Source organism: Flavobacterium sp. UGB4466 (genome assembly GCF_903469665.1).
Lineage (GTDB): Bacteria > Bacteroidota > Bacteroidia > Flavobacteriales > Flavobacteriaceae > Flavobacterium > Flavobacterium lipolyticum.
The window spans coordinates 6,668-26,713 of sequence record NZ_CAGKLC010000008.1; the positions used below are offsets into that span (position 1 = coordinate 6,668).

The window sequence follows — 20,046 nt, forward strand, 5'->3', positions numbered from 1 at the left end:
AGAAAGGTTGTTTGTGAGGAAAGGTTCTGAGGTGCTAAGGTTCTGAGATGCTAAGATTTTTGGTTTTGATCAATAAAAAAAAGGCTGTTTGCATAGAAAGGTTCTGAGTTACTAAGGTTCTGAGACGCTAAGGTTTTTGATTTTCGTGAATAAAAAAAGCTGTTTGAGTTCAACAAACAGCCTTTATATTTTTGGTAAAAGGTTTAATACTTAAATTTAAAGTTACCATGGGAATAGCTTAGTGCCTCAGAACCTTAGCATCTTAGCACCTTAAAAAAAAATCATTTTCCAAACAATTTCCCCAATAGCCCTCCTAATCCTCCACTTTTAGTAAGACTTACAGCATCGGCTACATCTACTTTTCCGTCATTGTTTTGGTCCAGACCGAATTGCATTCCGTATTTATTAATAGTGTCCATAATACCGGAAGCTTGTCCGCTATTTCCTGAAATTGAGCTTATAATATCTGAAATATTGAAACTACTGTCGTTGGGATCTTTTGCTTTGTTGACTAAAGAATTCAAAACCTGCGGAATCATACCTGAAGCGACACCGGCTGAATCGGCGCTGCTTAATCCGAATTTTTCACCAAGACTCCCGCTTAATTGTTGTGTTATTTGTTGTACAACGGGATTAGAACTGTCCAGTTTAGAAGTTCCGTTAAATAAGCCAGCCAATTGTTCTGCACCTCCTTCTGAAGCAATTTTTTGCAATCCTGAAAATATTGAAGAGCTAGTTTCCTTTATAACCGCTTCATTATGCTCATTTGGGACAGCAGCGTTGTTTACCACTGCATCTCCTCCGTATTGTTGTACTAATTGTGTTAATTGTTCAAACATGATTTAAAGAATTTAGGTTAGAATTTAAACTCAAATTTAATCAAAAAAAGAAAGGGATTTATTAAACGATGTTAATAAATCCCTCCTAATTAATTTATTTTTAGTTTATTAGCTCAGTATGGAAATGATTTGTGAAGCTAATTCTGTACCAATTCTGTCTTGTGCTTCTCCTGTGGCAGCCCCAATGTGAGGAGTCAATGAGATTTTAGTATGCATTAAAATAGCCATTTCCGGTTTTGGTTCGCTTTCAAAAACGTCTAATCCGGCAAATGCAACTTTTCCTGAATCTAAAGCTTTCACTAAGGCTACTTCGTCGATAACACCACCACGAGCGCAGTTTACTATTCCAACACCATCTTTCATAATAGCCAGTTCTTTTTCGCCAATGATGTAACCGTCCTGAGCTGGAACGTGTAAGGTAATGAAATCAGCTTCTTTGAACAATGATTCTAAAGATTGAGAAACGATAGTTGTAGTGATCGACTGGCCGTCAAAAAACTCCACTTTAACGTCAACAGAAGGAATAAAGCTATCAGCAGCGATTACTCTCATTCCTAAACCTAAAGCCATTTTTGCAGTAGCCTGACCAATACGCCCAATACCAACAATACCAAGAGTTTTACCCCTTAGTTCAGTACCATTAGCGTATGCTTTTTTCAAACCGTCAAAGTTTGAATCCCCTTCAAGAGGCATATTTCTGTTTGAATCATGTAAAAAACGAACACCTGAAAATAAGTGTCCAAATACCAGTTCGGCAACAGATTCTGATGAAGAAGCCGGAGTATTAATGACATGAATTCCTTTGCTTTTTGCGTAATCAACATCGATGTTGTCCATACCAACACCACCACGGCCAATAATTTTCAATCCCGGGCAGGCATCAATAATGTCTTTGCGAACTTTAGTAGCGCTTCGTACTAAAACGACATCTACATTATTTTCGTTTACAAAATTAGCTACTTGTTCCTGAGCTACTTTTGTTGTAATAACTTCAAAACCACCTTTTTCTAAAGCAAGAATTCCACTTTTTGAAATTCCGTCGTTTGCTAATACTTTCATCTTAGTTTATGTGTTTATTTGTTTATTTGTTTAATCGTACAGATTAGAAGATAAACATAATATTATAATTTTTTCTTTTTTTTTTAGGAGCTAATCCCGCTATCCGTTATGATCTTTTTTGTTTTTAAAGAAAAAACAAAAAAGGATCTCCATTTCTATCGGGGCTAGGAATCCTGTGTTCAATTCACATTTTTGGTAAACTGCAAACTAAAAACTGCGACTGTAAACTAAATTTTAGTTTCCAAAGCTTTCATTACATCTACTAAAACCTGAACGCTTTCGATAGACATCGCATTGTAGATTGAAGCTCTGTAACCACCCACTGAACGGTGACCTGGTAATCCTGAAATTCCGGCTTCTTTCCATAAAGCGTCAAAAGTAGCAGTGTGATCGGCATTGTTTAATAAGAAAGTAACGTTCATTTTAGAACGGTCTTCAACTGCTGCTGCTCCTTTAAACAATGGATTTCTGTCAATTTCGGCATAAAGTAATTCTGCTTTTGCATTGTTTAGTTTTTCAACTGCAGCAATTCCTCCTTTTTCTTTAATCCATTGTAAAGTTAGTAACGAAACATACACAGCAAAAACAGGAGGAGTGTTGTACATACTCTCTGCTTTAATATGTTTAGCGTAATCTAACATACTTGGAATTGTTCTTCCGTTTTTCTCTAGTATTTCTTCTTTAATCACAACCAAAGTGGTTCCGGCAGGTCCCATGTTTTTTTGAGCGCCGGCGTAGATTAAGTCAAATTTAGAGAAATCCAATTCACGTGAAAAAATATCAGAACTCATATCGCAAACCACAGGAACATTTGTTGCCGGGAATTCTTTCATTTGAGTTCCAAAAATAGTGTTGTTGCTGGTACAGTGAAAGTAATCAGCATCAGTTGGTATTTCGTATCCTTTCGGAATATGATTGTAATTAGCTTCTTTTGAAGAACCTACGATAACAGTTTCTCCAAAATATTTTGCTTCTTTTATAGCAGCAGTTGCCCAGGTTCCGGAATCCAGATAAGCGGCTTTTCCGTTTTCTTTCATTAAGTTATAAGGGGCCATTAAGAAGGCTGTGCTTGCACCACCTTGTAAAAATAGAGCCTGATACCCTTTTCCCTGAAGTCCCAATAATTCTAAAGCAAGGGATCGAGCTTCCTCCATAACAGCAACGAAGTCTTTACTTCGGTGCGAAATTTCAAGAATAGATAATCCTGAATCATTAAAATCTAAAATGGCTTTTGATGCTTTCTCAAAAACTTCCTGAGGTAAAATACTAGGTCCTGCGCTGTAGTTGTGTTTTTTCATGGTTTTTGTTAATAGTCGAAAAATTTAAAGACGCAAATTTCGGCAATAGGAGCTGAAAAAGCGATAAATAATTCGAAATAATTGAACATATTTTTAATTTGTTGTTAACAAAAACGTTATAGTATCTACATTATCTGCATAATCCCACAAACGTGGTTTTTGGGTTTGCCCAAAAGAAATACTGTTTTGAGTTAAATCATTGCTCACGATGCACTGAATTTGTTCAGCATCAGCTTCTAAACGAGTTTGTAAGTCTTCGATGTTTTCATAAGATTCATAAAAGACACTCGAAATAGGAGAGGCGTAACTCGGATCTTCTTTTAGAGTTAAAAAGCCATTGTCTAAAAGTTTAAAGTTACTCATCAAAAACACAGCTTTATTGTAGTCGTAATTGTTAGCGTATTTTTCGTAATGAATAACATCCTGATATTTGAAAATAGCCTGGAAAAATGCATCAAAAGAATATCCTTTCGGAACAAAAAGTTTAGACACATTGCGGCATCCCAGTCCAAAATATCTGAAAATATCCTCGCCCAAAGCTTCTAGTTCTTCGTGAGTTTCTTTTCCGTTTAAAATTGCAACCGAATTTCTGTTTTTGCGAATGATCGACGGCTTATCTTTAAAGTAATATTCAAAATAACGTGCCGTATTGTTGCTTCCGGTTGCTATAACGATATCAAAATTTTCGAGTTTACCTTCTACGAAAGTGATCTTATCTTTTAGATTTTCATCGACAAAAATGAGGTATTTGGCTAAAAACGGCAATAAATGCTGATCGTTTGAAGAAGTTTTTATTAAGGCCTTATTTCCAGTGATTAAAACCGATAAAAAGTCATGAAATCCAACTAACGGAATATTTCCGGCAAGGATTAAAGCAACTGTTTTTTCAGTTTTATCTGCTTTTTCGAATGCTGAACTGTAAGCCGAAAGCCATTTTTCAATGTTTTCTTCCGTTAAAGCTTCTGCCCATGAATGTATTGCAAAATGCACCTGTTCAGGAGTATACCATCCATTGTGTGATTGAGAAAGAGCAATCAGTTTTATGAAATCATCAAAAAACAGGTCGTTACCTAAAACCGATTCATTTCGTACGTTTTCTGTTTCAGAGAACTGACTTAAAAATCGACCTAGTGCTATAAAAGACTGTTTTTTTTCGTTTTGTAACATAAGTAATTTGTTTATGAAAGGTTTTGATTGTAATTTTGCACAAAAATAAGGATAAATAAGTCGAAAGTCAAAAGTCATCAAGTCAAAAGCGAGGGATGTCTTTTTTTTGACTTTGCAACTTTAAGACTTTTAACTCTAAGACTAATAAAACAATGGCAATAATTATAACTGACGAATGCATAAACTGTGGGGCTTGCGAACCGGAATGCCCAAATACAGCAATTTATGAAGGTGCTGATGATTGGAGATACAAAGATGGAACCAGTCTTTCCGGAAAAATAATTTTACCTGACGGAACTGAGGTTGATGCAGAAGATGCACAAACACCAATTTCTGATGAGGTGTATTATATCGTTCCTGGAAAATGTACCGAGTGTAAAGGTTTTCACGATGAACCTCAATGTGCTGCCGTATGTCCAGTTGATTGTTGTGTGCCAGATGATAATCACGTTGAAGACGAAGAAACCTTGTTGAACAGACAAGCGTTTTTACACGGTGAATAATGAAATAATGATGTATTAGATATAAACAAAAAATCCTGAGTTAACGCTCAGGATTTTTTGTTTTTGTTTAGTCAGATAAGAGCTTTTTTTGACTTGTCTGATTGCATAAAGTTCCCAACTGCTTAAACTGTTGGGGGTAGTTGATTTTAAACACATAGAAACATAGATTTGATATACTCAAATAAGGCGTTTTACTTATTTTAGGCGCACAGAGGCGACTATGCGTAAGAAACGGGTTTCTTTTTAGATTCTTTCATGGCCTCAGAATCTATGTTTCTATGTGTTAAATGTTTTTTTAATGGGTTAATTACTTAAAAATTAAACCCAAGTCTTGCATAGTAGTATGCTCCGCTGAATCCCATCTGAACGGCATCCCAGTAACCACCTGCTTCAGTATTGCCTGTCTCATCTTGTTTCGTTGGGTAAACATTGAATAAGTTGTTGCTTCCAACGCTTAATTTCAGGTTTTTAGTCAATTGATATCCAACAGTTAAGTCAGTGATTAGTCTTGGATTGTATACATCATTTTCATCAGTATAATCTACTAAAACTACTTTGCTGAATCTGGTGAATGCAATACCGGCATCAAATTTATTTTTAGCATAGTTAAGGTTTAAGCCAAATTTGTTATCCGGAGCTGATGATAGTAGGAATGCTTTTTCACGTTTTCCAAAGAAAGTGCCTTCGTCTAAAGTTCCATTTTTTACATTATCAATTTTCATGTCGTTGATGTTTCCAACCAAAGTCGCACTAAACAAGGATTCTCCGAATTTTTTCTTCCAGGCCAAAACGATATCCAAACCGTGAGTACTGGTGTCTACACCATTCACGAAAAACTGAGCTTTATCGACACCAAGGTTTAAGGGTTTAGCATCAAAATATCCGGTAAGAACGATACGGTCTTTTACTTTGATGTAATAGCCATCAACTGTTGCGGTGAAATCGCCAAAGGTAGCCGTGAAGCCCAAAGAGGCATTTACCGCTTTTTCTTCGTTTAGTTTCTGAATTCCAAAAGCCTTGGTAACCGGGCTGTTGTTTGGAGCAAGTAGCACTTCGGTAGCTCCTCCTGCATTAAAATTTGTAAAACGCAGGTTGTAATAAATTTGTGCCAGTGAAGGAGCACGGAAGCCTGTACTTACAGATCCTCTGAAGTTAATATGCTGTCCGGCTTTTACTCTTGCAGCTAATTTTCCGTTTAAGGTACTTCCAAAATCACTATAGTTTTCAAAACGAACCGCACCGCTCAGTAAAAAAGACTCTGTTATGTCAAGCTCAGCATCAGTGTATAAAGATAAGTTCGTACGACTTTTGTCTACCGTATTTGAAGGGCTGTATCCTGGAAAACCTTGTGAACCTCCCGGTCTTGAAATGGTTGGAGACGAAGTTGGATCTGTAGGGTCGTAATCCGGATTTGGAATAGTTGGCGCGCTTTGGGTTGTAGGGTTGGTTATAGGTCTTCCGTTAGTATCATAAGTCGCATAAGAACCTTCTTCTCCTGAGAAAATAGTAAATTTTTCCGTTCTGTACTCTGCTCCAAAAGCAAGGTTTAAACCGCTTAAGACCGAATCGTAGTTTTTAGAAAAATCAAAATTGGTTGTATTTTGAGTCAGACTGTGCCCTCCTGCATCAAATTCTGTTGGAGATTTCCCTTCTAAGGAAGCATTTATAGTTCCTTTGATGTAGTAATGAAAAAGGTTTTTACCGTAAGTATTGCTTAAATCGATGTTCCATCCGCTGGCCGTTTTAGTTCTAAATCCTGCTGCCAGAGAATTGTCTATAATATTAGAAGTAATTCTGGGAGTGTAGCCACCCGGATAAACAGACTCGACAACTCTTTCTCCTCCGTTTCTGGTAAAAGCATAGGCATCTGTATCTCTGTAATTTCGGCCTCCAAAAGCATAAAACTGCGTTTTCTCAGATACCGGAAGCGATAAATTTCCGAATAAGTTAAAACCTTGAATAGAAGCATCTCCAAAACCTTTTCTGAAATCATAAGCAGGTCTTAGGGTTTTGTTTTTGTTGATGTATTCTGTTGTAAAATTGGCTGAACCTCCTTTGTCACCAATCGCAACACCATAGTTAGCGGCTACTTTTACAGATCCACCGTCAAACGATTGGTTTTTACCATAAGTATTTCCGTTTCCGTTTTGGTCCAGTCTGAAGTTTTTGGTATTTGGAGTTCCATCCAAAAAATCACCTTTTGCATTGGTATTAAACGCTCCGTAGGTTACAGATCCCGTTAATTCGTCGACATTGTCATTTAGTACAATATTAATAACTCCGGCAATGGCATCCGAACCGTATTGGGCAGCGGCGCCATCTCTAAGGATTTCAATTCTTTTGATCGCAGTAGCAGGTATGGCATTTAAATCAGTTCCTGTGTTTCCACGTCCGCGGGTACCAAATAAATTGATTAAGGATGACTGATGTCTTCTTTTTCCGTTAATCAAAACCAAAGTCTGATCCGGTCCCAGACCTCTCAGCGAAGCAGGATCAACGTGATCGGCACCATCAGATCCGGATTGTTTGTTGGCATTAAACGAAGGAGCAACATATTGTAACAATTGATTGATCTCTATTTTACCGCTTTGTGTCGTGACATCTTTTACGCTAATAACGTCAATCGGAACGGCCGAATTCACCACGGTTCTCTTAGTATTTCTTGATCCTACGATTACGACATCATTCAGGACCTGACCTCCGTTTTCGTCTAAAATAACGTCAGTTTTACTATTTGAAGAGGATTTTTCTACATTGGTATAGCCAACGTAGCTAAAAATTAAGATGGCACCTTCTTTTACTTTTATAAGGTAACCTCCTTCAAAATTGGTAGATACGCCGTTTGTAGTTCCTTTTTCAAGGATATTAACTCCCGGAAGCGGATTACCTGATTTATCTCTCACAACTCCTGATACTTCTTTTTGGGCGAATAGAAATGCTGTGTTGAACAGTATTATTAATAATGCAATCTTTTTCATGGTTAATTGAGTTTGGTTTATTGGTTTTTGTTCGTTTGTTATAAAAGTAATTATTTTTAACAAAAAATTAATAAGAAGTTTATTTTTTTTAATGAGGTGACCTTAAAAAACATTAATCGTCATTTTTACTTCAATTGCGAGCTATTAAATCTTATATTTGCAAAATTTTAAAGCCAAAAAATACTATTTCGGCACAAGTACAAAAGGAATACGAAAATTATAACCTGTTAAAAACGACTTTGGTATACTGAAAAACCGGTATAAAAAAGACTCGAAAGAAAAAGGTTTACATAAAAAACAAATAGAATCAACAGATGAAAGCAGGAATTGTAGGATTACCAAATGTTGGAAAATCAACATTATTTAATTGTTTGTCTAATGCAAAAGCGCAGAGTGCCAACTTTCCGTTTTGTACAATCGAACCCAATATTGGAGTTGTAAACGTTCCGGATCCAAGAATTAACAAACTGGAAGAATTAGTTAAACCAGAGCGTGTACAAATGGCAACTGTGGATATCGTTGATATCGCAGGTTTGGTAAAAGGTGCTAGTAAAGGAGAAGGTCTTGGAAACCAGTTTTTAGGAAACATTAGAGAGTGTAATGCTATTATTCACGTTTTACGCTGTTTTGATAACGATAACATCGTTCACGTTGATGGTAATGTAAACCCAATTCGTGATAAAGAAACGATTGATATTGAACTTCAGTTGAAAGATTTGGAAACAATCGAGAAACGTTTGGAGAAAGTAAAACGCGCCGCTAAAACCGGAAACAAAGAAGCTCAGACGGAAGAAGCTTTGTTAAACCGTATCAGAGAAGCGTTATTGCAGGCAAAATCTGCCAGAACTATTATTCCTCAAAGCAACGACGAAGAAGTTTTGATGGAAGGTTTTCAATTGATTACGGCTAAGCCGGTATTATACGTTTGTAATGTTGACGAAAGTTCAGCTGTAAACGGAAATAAATATGTAGATCAGGTTCGTGAATTGGTAAAAGACGAAGAAGCTGAAGTTATCATTCTTTCAGTAGGAGCAGAAGCGGATATTACAGAATTAGAAAGCTACGAAGAGCGTCAGGTTTTCCTTGAAGATATGGGATTGACTGAGCCGGGAGCTTCTGTACTAATTCGTGCAGCATACAAATTATTAAAACAACAAACTTATTTTACAGCAGGTGTAAAAGAAGTTCGTGCCTGGACCATCAATATTGGAGCTACAGCACCACAAGCTGCCGGAGTTATTCATACTGATTTTGAAAAAGGATTCATTCGTGCCGAGGTAATTTCATACGAAGATTACGTTCAGTACGGTTCTGAAGCAAAAGCAAAAGAAGCAGGTAAGTTCAAAGTTGAAGGAAAAGAATATATCGTAAAAGATGGTGATGTAATGCATTTCCGTTTCAACGTTTAATCTTTTTTAGAGAAGATAGAATAGAGAACAAAGAAGATAGACTAAAACTGCTGGAGCAATTCAGCAGTTTTTTTTATGCACAAAAGTTATTGTTAGTTGTATTTTGAGGTTGAAGAAAGCCATTGTCAGATTGTACGAAGTCGAAGCTTCGCATCGTTTTTTATTTCGAGTCTCGTTCCTCGAAATAAAAAAAAATGAACTTAAAAATCCGTTTAAATCCGCGCTTTCGCGTGCGCGATTCTGTATAGTCGGTTTGTAATTTGTAAGAAGCAAAAAAAATTGGCTCAAAAATTGGTTACAGAAAAATCAACCAATTATCAATCTAAAAATAACCAATAAAAATGCTAAAAAAATCTTTCAAATTTCTGGGCTGGACACTTTTCGGAATCTTTACTTTTCTTGCTTTATATGTGACAGCTGTATTATTGATCTCCAGAATTACAGTTAACTCCACTATGGACAAAATTGACGAACAAAACGCAATCCCGATTTATATTCTTTCCAACGGAGTGCACACAGATATTGTGGTTCCGATCGTTAGTGAAGTCAAAGATTGGAGAAAGGAAATTCAGTTTGATCAGACAGAATCCAACGATACATTGGCAAAATTTGTAGCTTTTGGCTGGGGTGATAAAGGTTTTTATCTCGATACACCTGAATGGTCAGATTTAAAAGCCAGTACGGCTTTAAAAGCTATTTTTGGTGTAAGTTCGTCAGCCATGCATACCACATTTTTTAAGCAATTACGCGAAGGAGAAGATTGCAAACGTATTCTGGTTTCTAAAGAAAACTATCAAAAATTAGTAAACTATATTTCAGAGAGTTTTAATAATCCGGAGAATCCTGAATGGATTGAAGGCCATAGTTACGGGAAAAAGGATGCTTTTTATGAGGCTAAAGGAAGTTATAGTCTGTTTTATACGTGTAACACCTGGGCAAACTGCGCGTTAAAAGCGGCGAATCAAAAAGCGAGTTTATGGACGGTTTATGATAAAGGAATCTTTTGTCATTATAAGTAAAAATTAAAGATGTATTTTAAGAAATAATCTTTTGACAAAAGGATTGATAAAATAAAAAGGTACTTTTATGTTTTGGGATAAAGCTTGTTTAGTCCTGAAGAGATAATAATGATTATATAAAAGCTATTTGAAAAAGCTGTTTTTGAAATTAAACCATAACAAATATGAAAATTGTAGCCTTTGGAGGGAGTAACAGTCAGCATTCGATAAACAAACAGCTGGCGACTTATGCGGCAAGTTTATTCGACAATGGAACAGTTGAGGTTTTAGATCTTAATGATTTTGCCATGCCCTTGTTCAGTGTCGATTTAGAAAAAGAAATTGGTCAGCATGAGCTGGCAAAAACATTTTTGCAAAAGATTGAAAATGCAGATCTTTTGGTAATTTCTTTGGCAGAAAACAACGGGAATTACTCTGCAGCTTTCAAGAATTTGTTTGATTGGAGTTCGAGGATCATGAAAGAAATTTTTCAGCAAAAACCAATGCTTTTAATGGCTACTTCGCCGGGAGCAAGAGGAGGAGCTTCGGTTTTGGAAATCGCCAATAACGCTTTGCCAAGATACGGAGCACAAATTAAAGCTACTTTTTCATTGCCGGCATTTAATGCGAATTTTGACTTGGAGGAAAATAAAATCTCAAATGAAGAGTTAAATAAAGAATTAAAAGACATTATTAAGTCCAGTTTCTAATTTATGATCCCAAAAAAGATTGTCCTTGCTGTTTTCTTCCTGAGTTTCATCTTTCTGCCTCGTGTCAACGCGCAAAAGTACAATACGATTGATAATACGGTGTTAAAGTATCCTGCTAATTTTACTTCAGTAGAAAGTCTGGCAGAAAGAATACAAAAAGATTTTACTTCAGATTATGATAAAGCGAGGGCTATTTACAGCTGGATTGCTTTAAACATAAAATACGATTACAAAGCCTATCTGAATCCGCCAAAACCGCTTCGATTTACCTATATTAATGAAGCGGACAAACAAGCGAAAATTGCAGTTTTAAAGGAAAAAACATGGCAGAACACTTTCGAATCCCGAAAAGCGGTTTGTGAAGGTTTTACACTTTTGTATCAGGAATTGGCCTCTTTAACGGGGTTGAAATGTGAGGTGATCCGAGGAGATTCTAAACGATCGTTGAGTGATATCGGACGTGAAAATTCGTTTTCCAATCATTCCTGGAATATGGTTCAGGTGGATGGAAAATGGATTTTGGTTGATGTAACCTGGGGGCAGGGATATTATGACAGTGGCAAAAAAGCGGCTGTTAGTCATTTTTCACCCGTTTATTTTGACACTGATCCCAAATACTTTTTTGCTAAGCATTTTCCGGATTCCGGAACTTATCTGGGGAAAAAATTAAACAAAGAGGATTTTCTGAACGGACCATTACTTTTTGATGCTGCAATAGAAGGAGATCATGAGATTTTGGCACCGGCTTCAGGAATTATTAAGGCTAATGAAGGAGACAAAATCCGGTTTAAAATAAAGAATATTGCAAAGACAGATCTTTTTTATTATTTGAAGAATGGAAAACCTGTCAGAATTGAAGACTCTAAAGCAGTAAATGGAGCTTTAGAATTTGAAGTCATTTATGATAAAAAAATAGGCTCGTATATTACTTTTTTTCTTGTTCGTGACGGTATAATGTCATTTAAGATACTTTCAAAGTAAAACGAAGCATGATCTTTGCTTAAAGAGCTTCCTTCTTTGGTTAAATTGGCGTATCTTAGCCATTACAGTTATAAAATTAATTTAACTGCCGGATTATGGAAACAACTTATTTGAAATCAATTTTAGACAATGATTTCTATAAATTTACAATGCAGCATGCTGTAATCAAACTTTTTCCAAAGGCTCAGGTTCGTTACAGCTTTATCAACAGAGGAAATCATTTTTTCCCGCCTGGATTTGGAGATTTACTTCGAAAATCGGTTGATGCAATGGCAGATTTGCGGTTGACAAAAGAAGAAAAACAATATTTGTGGCAGCATTGTTCTTACCTGGATCCCACTTATTTTGATTTTTTGCAAGGCTATAACTTTGACCCGTCCGAGGTTCAGATTACTCAGACAGGTTCTGAGTTAAAAGTAACTGTTGAGGGCTATTGGTATCGCACTATTTTATGGGAAGTACCCCTGATGGGCTTGATTTCTGAGCTGTTCTATAAGACTGGTCAATCCATTCGACTGGACGATGAAGCTTTAAAAAGAGTAACCAAAGACAAGATTGATAATTACAATAAAATTGGAGTTTCGATTTTAGAGTTTGGAACCCGACGACGCCATTCGTATGATGTACATGCCTTGGTGAATGAGACACTTCGAAAATTTGGTTCGAATAGTTTTATAGGAACCAGTAACGTTCATTTTGCAATGACTAACAATATGAGGCCATTGGGTACTCACGCCCACGAATGGTTTATGTTTCATGCTGCCCAATACGGTTTTAAAATGGCTAATATGATGGGGCTGGGACATTGGACGCAGGTATACGATGGTGACCTCGGAATTGCTCTGACGGATACCTATACTACAGCGGTGTTTTTTGAACAATTTGATAAAAAGTACTCGAAACTTTTTGACGGAGTACGTCACGATAGCGGAGATCCTATTGAATTTGCAGAAAAAGTAATTTCGCATTATACCCAAATGGGAATTGATCCGAAATCGAAAGTGATCGTTTTTTCGGATTCATTGAATTATGAGAAAGTGAAAAGAATAGCGGATTTTTGCAGAGATAAAATCAAAATGTCATTCGGTGTCGGAACCAATTTTACCAATGATGCGGGTTTGCCTTCAATGAATATGGTGATAAAACTGACAGAAGTAAAGTTGAATAATGACCAGTGGCAAGGTGTTGTAAAACTTTCTGACGAAAAAAATAAAAATACCGGAACGCCTGAAATGATTGCTTTGGCAAAAGAAGTGCTGGGAATCAAATAGTATTTTTTACCAAAAAGCTGATTTTTTATATTTTTGGTTTGCGGATTATTTTAAAATCAATGTAAATAGGGTTTAAAGCTGTTATTATTCGTAACAAAAAAAAAATACGCTTTCATTTTTTGACTATAAATGGTACATTAGCCAAAAATCCAATTCACTTTATGCTAGAGCAAAATCAATATACCGAAGATAACATTCGATCACTCGATTGGAAAGAACATATCCGTATGCGTCCCGGAATGTATATCGGGAAATTGGGAGACGGATCTTCGCCTGATGATGGTATTTATATTCTTCTAAAAGAGGTACTGGACAACTGTATTGATGAGTTTGTAATGGGCTCAGGGAAAACTATTGAAGTGACTATCAGAGATAAAACGGTTTCGGTTCGTGATTACGGACGTGGAATTCCGTTAGGGAAAGTGGTGGATGTCGTTTCAAAAATGAATACGGGAGGAAAGTACGATTCAAAAGCTTTCCAGAAATCGGTTGGTTTGAATGGTGTCGGAACAAAAGCGGTAAATGCATTGTCGAACTATTTTCGTGTAGAATCGGTTCGTGACGATAAACAAAAAGGGGCTGAGTTTTCTGCGGGAAATCTGGTTCTTGAAGAAGATATAATTGAAACAACGAAGCGAAAAGGAACAAAAGTTACTTTTACGCCGGATGAATCGATTTTTAAAAATTATAAATTCCGTTTAGAATACGTAATCAAAATGGTCAAGAACTATTGTTATCTGAACAATGGTTTGACAATTATTTTCAATGGAGAAAAATATTATTCAGAGAACGGACTTCGTGATTTATTAGAAGAAACCATCAACGAAGAAGATTTAGAATACCCTATTATCCATTTAAAAGATCATGATATCGAAATTGCTTTAACGCACAGTAAAACGCAATACAGCGAGGAATATCATTCTTTTGTTAACGGACAAAACACCACACAGGGAGGAACTCACTTAGCGGCCTATAGAGAAGCTATTGTTAAAACCATTCGTGAATTTTACAATAAAAACTTTGAAGCTTCTGATGTTCGTAAGTCGATAGTGAGTGCGATTAGTATTAAAGTGATGGAACCGGTTTTTGAGTCTCAGACCAAAACCAAATTAGGTTCTACTGATATGGGTTCTGATGACGGAACACCTCCGGTTTCGGTTCGTACTTTTGTAAATGATTTTATCAAAAACAAATTAGACAGCTATCTACATAAAAATCCGTCAACGGCCGAAGCTTTATTGCGCAAAATTCTACAAGCGGAGAGAGAGCGTAAAGAATTATCAGGAATTCGTAAACTAGCTACAGATCGTGCTAAAAAGGCGAATCTTCACAATAAAAAATTAAGAGATTGCCGTGCGCATCTTCCCGATACAAAGAATCCAAGAAATCTGGAAAGTACCCTTTTCATTACAGAGGGAGATTCGGCTTCCGGATCGATCACCAAATCGCGTGATGTGAATACACAGGCAGTTTTCAGTTTGCGCGGTAAGCCTTTGAATTCCTATGGAATGAGCAAGAAAATTGTGTACGAAAATGAGGAATTTAACTTATTGCAGGCAGCCCTGGATATTGAAGACGGACTGGAGAAATTGCGTTACAACAATATCGTGATCGCAACCGATGCCGATGTCGACGGTATGCACATTCGTTTGCTGTTGATTACTTTTTTCCTTCAGTTTTTTCCGGAGTTAATCAAAGAAGGACATTTATATATTTTGCAGACACCGCTTTTCAGGGTTCGTAATAAAAAAGAAACCATCTATTGTTATTCTGAAGAAGAACGAAAAGACGCGATTGAAAAACTAAAACCAAAACCGGAAATCACCCGATTTAAAGGTCTAGGAGAGATTTCTCCGGACGAGTTTAAAAATTTCATCGGAGACACCATTCGTCTTGACCCAATTATGATGGATAAAAATACCTCAATCGAGCAATTATTATCTTTTTACATGGGTAAAAATACTCCGGACAGGCAAGAGTTTATTATCAAGAATTTGAAAGTGGAATTAGATGCAGTTGAAGAAGAAGTTTAAGATTTAAATAAAAGATACTATTGTCAGAGGGTCTTCAAAATAAAGTCATTTTTCAGCAAGTTGCCGAGTTATTGCAAAATGCGCGACAACAGGTTTTACGTACCGTAAATTCTACCATGACCATTACCTATTTTGAAATTGGAAGAATAATTGTTGAAGAAGAACAAAATGGAAAAGACAGAGCCGAGTACGGAAAACAGCTTTTAAAAGGCCTTTCTAAACAATTGACAGAGGAATTTGGTAAGGGATTTTCTGTTGAAAGTTTGGATCGTATGCGGAAATTTTATCAAATTTATTCAATTTCGTCATCACCGATGACGAAATTGCAAAATAGAATTTCCCAGTCACTGACTGGGGAATTGAAAACAAAGAAATCACAGTCAGTTACTGAGGAATTTCAATCTCAAAAAGTGCAGTCATTGGCTTCGTTTTTCAAATTAACTTGGACTCACTATATTTTCTTAATGCGAATTGAAGATGAAAAGGAAAGACGTTTTTATGAAATTGAATCTGAAAAATACAATTGGAGTGTTCGTGAATTAAAACGGCAATATGATACAGCACTTTATACGAGATTAGCTTTAAGCCGTGATAAAGAAGGAATATTAGAACTTTCAGAACAAGGTCAGATTATTGAAAAGCCCAAAGATATTATTAAAGATCCTTATATATTGGAGTTTTTGGGATTGCCTGAACTTAATCAATATTCAGAATCACAACTGGAAGAAGAGATTATCAATAAATTAGAGCATTTTTTATTGGAATTGGGACATGGTTTTACTTTTGTTGCCAGACAAAACAGAATCACTTTTGACGATAAACATTTCAGAATTGATTTGGTTTTTTATAATCGAATATTAAGATGTTTTGTCCTTATAGATTTAAAAATAGGAGAGCTTAAACATCAGGATTTAGGGCAAATGCAAATGTATGTTAATTACTATGACAGAGAAATGCGTTTGGAAGACGAGAACAAAACTATTGGAATTGTACTTTGCCAGAATAAAAGCGAAGCTGTAGTAAAATATACCTTGCCCGAGAACAATGAGCAAATTTTTGCCAGTAAATACAAAACAGTATTACCAAGTGTAGAGGTTTTAAAGGAACTTCTTGAAAGTAAATAAATTTGACAAATGAGGAAAGTATTTTTATTGATAGTTGTTTTCGTTTTAGTTTCGTGTCAGAATAAAAAAGCAAAGGTTTTGCAAGAAAACGAAGGAATTACAATGGTTAAATCAGAAAGTAAAATAATTAAGAAAAGAGATTTTCCGATAAAGAACTTTTCAAAAATTGAGTTAGTTTCTTATTATAACAGAATTTATTGGGATACATTAAACTATAAAGGCAAATTTCCTTCCTCAAAAGTATTAGTTGACAATTACAGATTAACTTTTGACAGTACGATGATAGAGGAAAGAGTGATTTTGAATAAAAGTCAGGAGACGGAACTTTTAAATTTAATGGTTTGTGATACCTGTGTTCCTCAAGAGGTTTCGGCAGCTTGTTATAATCCAAGGCATATGATTTTATTCAGAGATAATAAAAATAGAATTATTGGTTATAATGAGTTTTGTGTAAGTTGTGTTGGAGGCAGAACATCATCTAATCTGGATAATTTTCAAAAATACTGTTATTCAGATATGGAAACATTGTTTAGAAAGTTTGGAATTAAACTTTTTGTAGACTATGATGATGAAAAGAAAGAATACAAGATTTTAGAAAAAAAAGGATATTTAAAATATTGATATTAAATAGAAGTACTGAAATAAATTCAGCATAAAAATGAAAGACGAAGAAGACGATAACATCATTCCGGGCGACGACGAGAATAATTCAGAAGAAAACCTGGATAACATTCAGGAAGGAGATGACGATGAAATTATCGATGTAGATGCCAAACATTTTGAAGGAGCGCATTTTTACGAAAATCAGGAACAGGAAGGTGAAGACGTAATTACGAAAGTTACCGGAATGTACAAGGACTGGTTTTTGGACTATGCTTCGTACGTAATTCTGGAACGTGCAGTTCCTGCTATCGAGGACGGATTTAAACCCGTTCAGCGTCGTATTATGCACTCTTTAAAAGAGCTGGATGATGGTCGTTATAACAAAGTAGCCAATGTTGTTGGTCACACCATGCAGTATCACCCACACGGAGATGCGAGTATTGGTGACGCTATGGTACAAATTGGACAAAAAGATTTATTGATCGATTGTCAGGGTAACTGGGGTAATATTTTAACAGGTGACGGAGCAGCAGCTTCGCGTTATATTGAAGCACGTTTGTCTAAATTTGCTTTAGAGGTTTTGTATTCTCCAAAAATTACCGATTGGGGTGTTTCCTATGATGGTCGTCGTGCAGAACCGAATAATCTTCCGGTAAAATTTCCGTTGCTTTTGGCACAGGGAGCAGAAGGGATTGCAGTAGGACTTTCGACAAAAGTTTTGCCTCACAACTTCAACGAATTAATTGATGCTTCAATTAAAATCTTAAAAGGAAGAGCTTTTACGCTGTATCCTGATTTTATGACGCAGGGTATTGCTGACGTGTCTAATTATAATGACGGACTTCGTGGCGGACGTGTGCGTGTGCGTGCGAAAATTGCTCAGCTGGACAAAAATACACTGGTAATCACACAAATTCCGTTTTCGACCAATACCTCGAGTTTAATTGACAGTATTTTGAAAGCCAACGAAAAAGGTAAAATCAAAATCAAGAAAATTGAAGACAATACCGCGGCCGATGTTGAGATTTTAATTCATCTTTTTCCGGGAGTTTCTCCGGATAAAACCATAGACGCGCTGTTTGCTTTTACAGCTTGTGAAACTTCTGTGGCGCCTTTAGGCTGTGTGATTGAAGACAATAAGCCTTTGTTTATCGGGGTTTCTGAAATGTTGAAAATATCGACTCACAGAACCGTCGATTTACTTCGTCAGGAGCTGGAAATTCAGTTAGAGGAATTAAAAAATAAATGGCACTTCTCGACTTTAGAAAAAATCTTCATTCGTGAAGAAATGTACATTGACTTCAAATTGTATTCGGATAGAGAGTCGCTTTATAAATATTTATACGATCGTTTTGAGCCGTTCAAAAAATCATTCGTCAGAGAAATCAACGATGAAGATTTACAGCGATTGACTCAGATACCGATGATTCGTATTACCCGTTTTGACTCTGACAAGGCCGATGATTTTATCGCGAAGTTAGAAGATGAAATGAAGGAGGTAGAGTACAATCTGGAAAATTTAACGGATTTTGCTATTGCCTACTTCACTAAGTTAAAAGAGAAATACGGAAAAGGCCGCGAGCGTCAGACTGAACTTCGTGTTTTTGACAATGTAGAGGCTACAAAAGTGGTCTTGCGTAACACCAAACTTTTTGTAAACAGAGAAGAAGGTTTTGTAGGAACCAGTTTAAAGAAAGACGAATATGTAGCCGATTGTTCGGATATTGATGATGTTATTGTGTTCCTGCGCGATGGTACAATGATGATTTCAAAAGTAGATGCCAAAACATTTATAGGAAAAGATATTATACACGTCGCTGTTTTTGACAAGAGCGATAAGCGTACGATTTACAACATGATGTATCGTGATGGTAAATCCGGACCTTCGTATATAAAACGTTTTAATGTTACCGGAGTTACACGTGATAAAGCGTATGATCTGACTAACGGGACAAACGGTTCACAAGTCGTTTATTTTTCGCATAATCCGAATGGAGAAGCAGAGGTTGTTACTATTTTACTGCGTCAAATCGGAACCATTAAAAAACTGAAATTCGATATTGATTTTGCTAAACTGGCCATCAAAGGACGTGGATCAAAAGGAAATTTGGTAACCAAGTATCCAATCAAGAAAATAGAATTAAAAGAAAAAGGAATTTCGACTTTACTGCCAAGAAAAGTTTGGTTTGATGATACCGTTAAACGTTTAAATGTTGATGCCAGAGGAGAATTGCTGGGAGAGTTTAAACCAAGCGATAAAATTCTGATCATAAGTCAGGCTGGTAAATTGAAGGTGATTATTCCGGAATTATCGACTCATTTTGAGGAAGATATGATTGTTTTGGAAAAATGGAAACCTAAAAAACCTATTTCGGCGATCTATTACGATGGAGAAAAAGAACGTTATTTCTTAAAACGTTTCCTCGTGGAAAATGAGGGTAAAGAAGAAAGTTTTATTACAGACCATCCGAACTCGCAATTAGAAATTGTATCAACAGATTACCGTCCGTTAGCCCAGTTGGTTTTTGCAAAAGTAAAAGGAGTTCAGAAAGAAGATTTACATATTGATGTTGAAGATTTTATTGCTGTAAAAGGTTTTAAAGCACTCGGAAATCAACTGACGAGTGATAAGCTAAAACAAGTAAACCTGTTAGAACCGCTGCCTTATGAAGAACCGGTTGAAGAAGTTCCGGAGAGGGTAATCGCAGACGATGATGACGCCGTTGAAACAGAATTAGATGATGATGGTCAGATAGGTCTCGTTCTCGAATAATAGAAAGTAAAAAAGAGGAAGTTTCAAAATTTTGGAACTTCCTCTTTCTTTTTATGTGTATAAGATCATTTTTTTTATAATTAATTTTCTCTTTTGTTAAGAAGTCAACTTTCGGAACGAAATTAACCAAATCCAATTGCTCTGAAAGAGCTTTAGCATTAGCATGGTGGTAGCACTATGAATGATGATGACAATTATGGGTTACGCCCTGAAAGGGCAAAAGCCTGATCGCAATGAAAAGCACCAGGCATATTTTGTGTGAGATTTTATAAGAATGGGAGTGGTTTTTTTATAGGATTT

At 36.2% G+C, this 20,046-nt stretch carries 15 protein-coding genes; 10 read left to right on the forward strand and 5 right to left on the reverse strand.

Going from position 1 to position 20,046, the window contains the following annotated elements; all coding sequences use genetic code 11:
* Positions 1-281 precede the first annotated feature (281 nt).
* The 4 genes from JO950_RS03815 to JO950_RS03830 all read right to left on the reverse strand — a co-directional run bounded on the left by JO950_RS03815 (position 282) and on the right by JO950_RS03830 (position 4,363).
* Positions 282-839 carry a hypothetical protein gene (locus tag JO950_RS03815; RefSeq protein WP_202701322.1) on the reverse strand — a complete coding sequence of 186 codons (558 nt, stop codon included), beginning with the start codon at positions 837-839 and terminating at the stop codon, positions 282-284.
* Between the two features lie 108 nt (positions 840-947).
* Positions 948-1,898: a D-2-hydroxyacid dehydrogenase gene (locus tag JO950_RS03820; RefSeq protein WP_202701323.1), complete on the reverse strand. Its 951-nt coding sequence runs from the start codon at positions 1,896-1,898 to the stop codon at positions 948-950.
* A 227-nt stretch (positions 1,899-2,125) separates the two neighbouring features.
* A complete protein-coding gene (gene serC / locus JO950_RS03825; RefSeq protein WP_202701324.1) occupies positions 2,126-3,196 on the reverse strand; it encodes a 3-phosphoserine/phosphohydroxythreonine transaminase in 1,071 nt (356 codons plus the stop codon).
* A 93-nt stretch (positions 3,197-3,289) separates the two neighbouring features.
* Positions 3,290-4,363 (reverse strand): acyl-CoA reductase, encoded by a 1,074-nt coding sequence (locus JO950_RS03830; protein ID WP_202701325.1) that lies wholly within the window; start codon positions 4,361-4,363, stop codon positions 3,290-3,292.
* A 152-nt stretch (positions 4,364-4,515) separates the two neighbouring features.
* Between JO950_RS03830 and JO950_RS03835 the strand changes: the two genes are divergently transcribed.
* On the forward strand, positions 4,516-4,866 hold the full coding sequence (locus tag JO950_RS03835) for a 4Fe-4S dicluster domain-containing protein (RefSeq protein ID WP_017498411.1): 351 nt from the start codon (positions 4,516-4,518) through the stop codon (positions 4,864-4,866).
* Between the two features lie 311 nt (positions 4,867-5,177).
* Here the strand turns inward: JO950_RS03835 and JO950_RS03840 are convergent, their stop codons facing one another.
* The gene (locus JO950_RS03840; RefSeq protein WP_202701326.1) at positions 5,178-7,844 is read right to left on the reverse strand and encodes a TonB-dependent receptor; all 2,667 of its coding nucleotides are present in this window, start codon (positions 7,842-7,844) and stop codon (positions 5,178-5,180) included.
* Between the two features lie 314 nt (positions 7,845-8,158).
* Between JO950_RS03840 and ychF the strand changes: the two genes are divergently transcribed.
* The 9 genes from ychF to JO950_RS03885 all read left to right on the forward strand — a co-directional run bounded on the left by ychF (position 8,159) and on the right by JO950_RS03885 (position 19,746).
* Entirely contained in the window at positions 8,159-9,253 is a 1,095-nt protein-coding gene (gene ychF, locus JO950_RS03845) for a redox-regulated ATPase YchF (RefSeq protein WP_202701327.1), read from the forward strand.
* A 341-nt stretch (positions 9,254-9,594) separates the two neighbouring features.
* The gene (locus JO950_RS03850) at positions 9,595-10,272 is read left to right on the forward strand and encodes a TIGR02117 family protein (RefSeq protein ID WP_202701328.1); all 678 of its coding nucleotides are present in this window, start codon (positions 9,595-9,597) and stop codon (positions 10,270-10,272) included.
* A 164-nt stretch (positions 10,273-10,436) separates the two neighbouring features.
* Positions 10,437-10,961, forward strand: a complete 525-nt coding sequence (locus JO950_RS03855) for an NADPH-dependent FMN reductase (RefSeq protein ID WP_017498405.1) — start codon at positions 10,437-10,439, stop codon at positions 10,959-10,961.
* 3 nt (positions 10,962-10,964) lie between these two features.
* Complete coding sequence (locus JO950_RS03860) at positions 10,965-11,942, forward strand: transglutaminase domain-containing protein (protein ID WP_202701329.1); 978 nt, start codon at positions 10,965-10,967, stop codon at positions 11,940-11,942.
* A gap of 95 nt (positions 11,943-12,037) precedes the next feature.
* Positions 12,038-13,213, forward strand: coding sequence for a nicotinate phosphoribosyltransferase (gene pncB / locus JO950_RS03865; protein ID WP_202701330.1), 1,176 nt, complete (start codon positions 12,038-12,040; stop codon positions 13,211-13,213).
* 161 nt (positions 13,214-13,374) lie between these two features.
* Positions 13,375-15,246, forward strand: a complete 1,872-nt coding sequence (locus tag JO950_RS03870) for a DNA topoisomerase IV subunit B (protein WP_202701331.1) — start codon at positions 13,375-13,377, stop codon at positions 15,244-15,246.
* Between the two features lie 20 nt (positions 15,247-15,266).
* Complete coding sequence (locus JO950_RS03875) at positions 15,267-16,370, forward strand: YhcG family protein (RefSeq protein ID WP_202701332.1); 1,104 nt, start codon at positions 15,267-15,269, stop codon at positions 16,368-16,370.
* Between the two features lie 78 nt (positions 16,371-16,448).
* The gene (locus tag JO950_RS03880; RefSeq protein ID WP_237732270.1) at positions 16,449-16,991 is read left to right on the forward strand and encodes a hypothetical protein; all 543 of its coding nucleotides are present in this window, start codon (positions 16,449-16,451) and stop codon (positions 16,989-16,991) included.
* 37 nt (positions 16,992-17,028) lie between these two features.
* Complete coding sequence (locus JO950_RS03885) at positions 17,029-19,746, forward strand: DNA gyrase/topoisomerase IV subunit A (RefSeq protein ID WP_017498399.1); 2,718 nt, start codon at positions 17,029-17,031, stop codon at positions 19,744-19,746.
* Positions 19,747-20,046 lie beyond the last annotated feature (300 nt).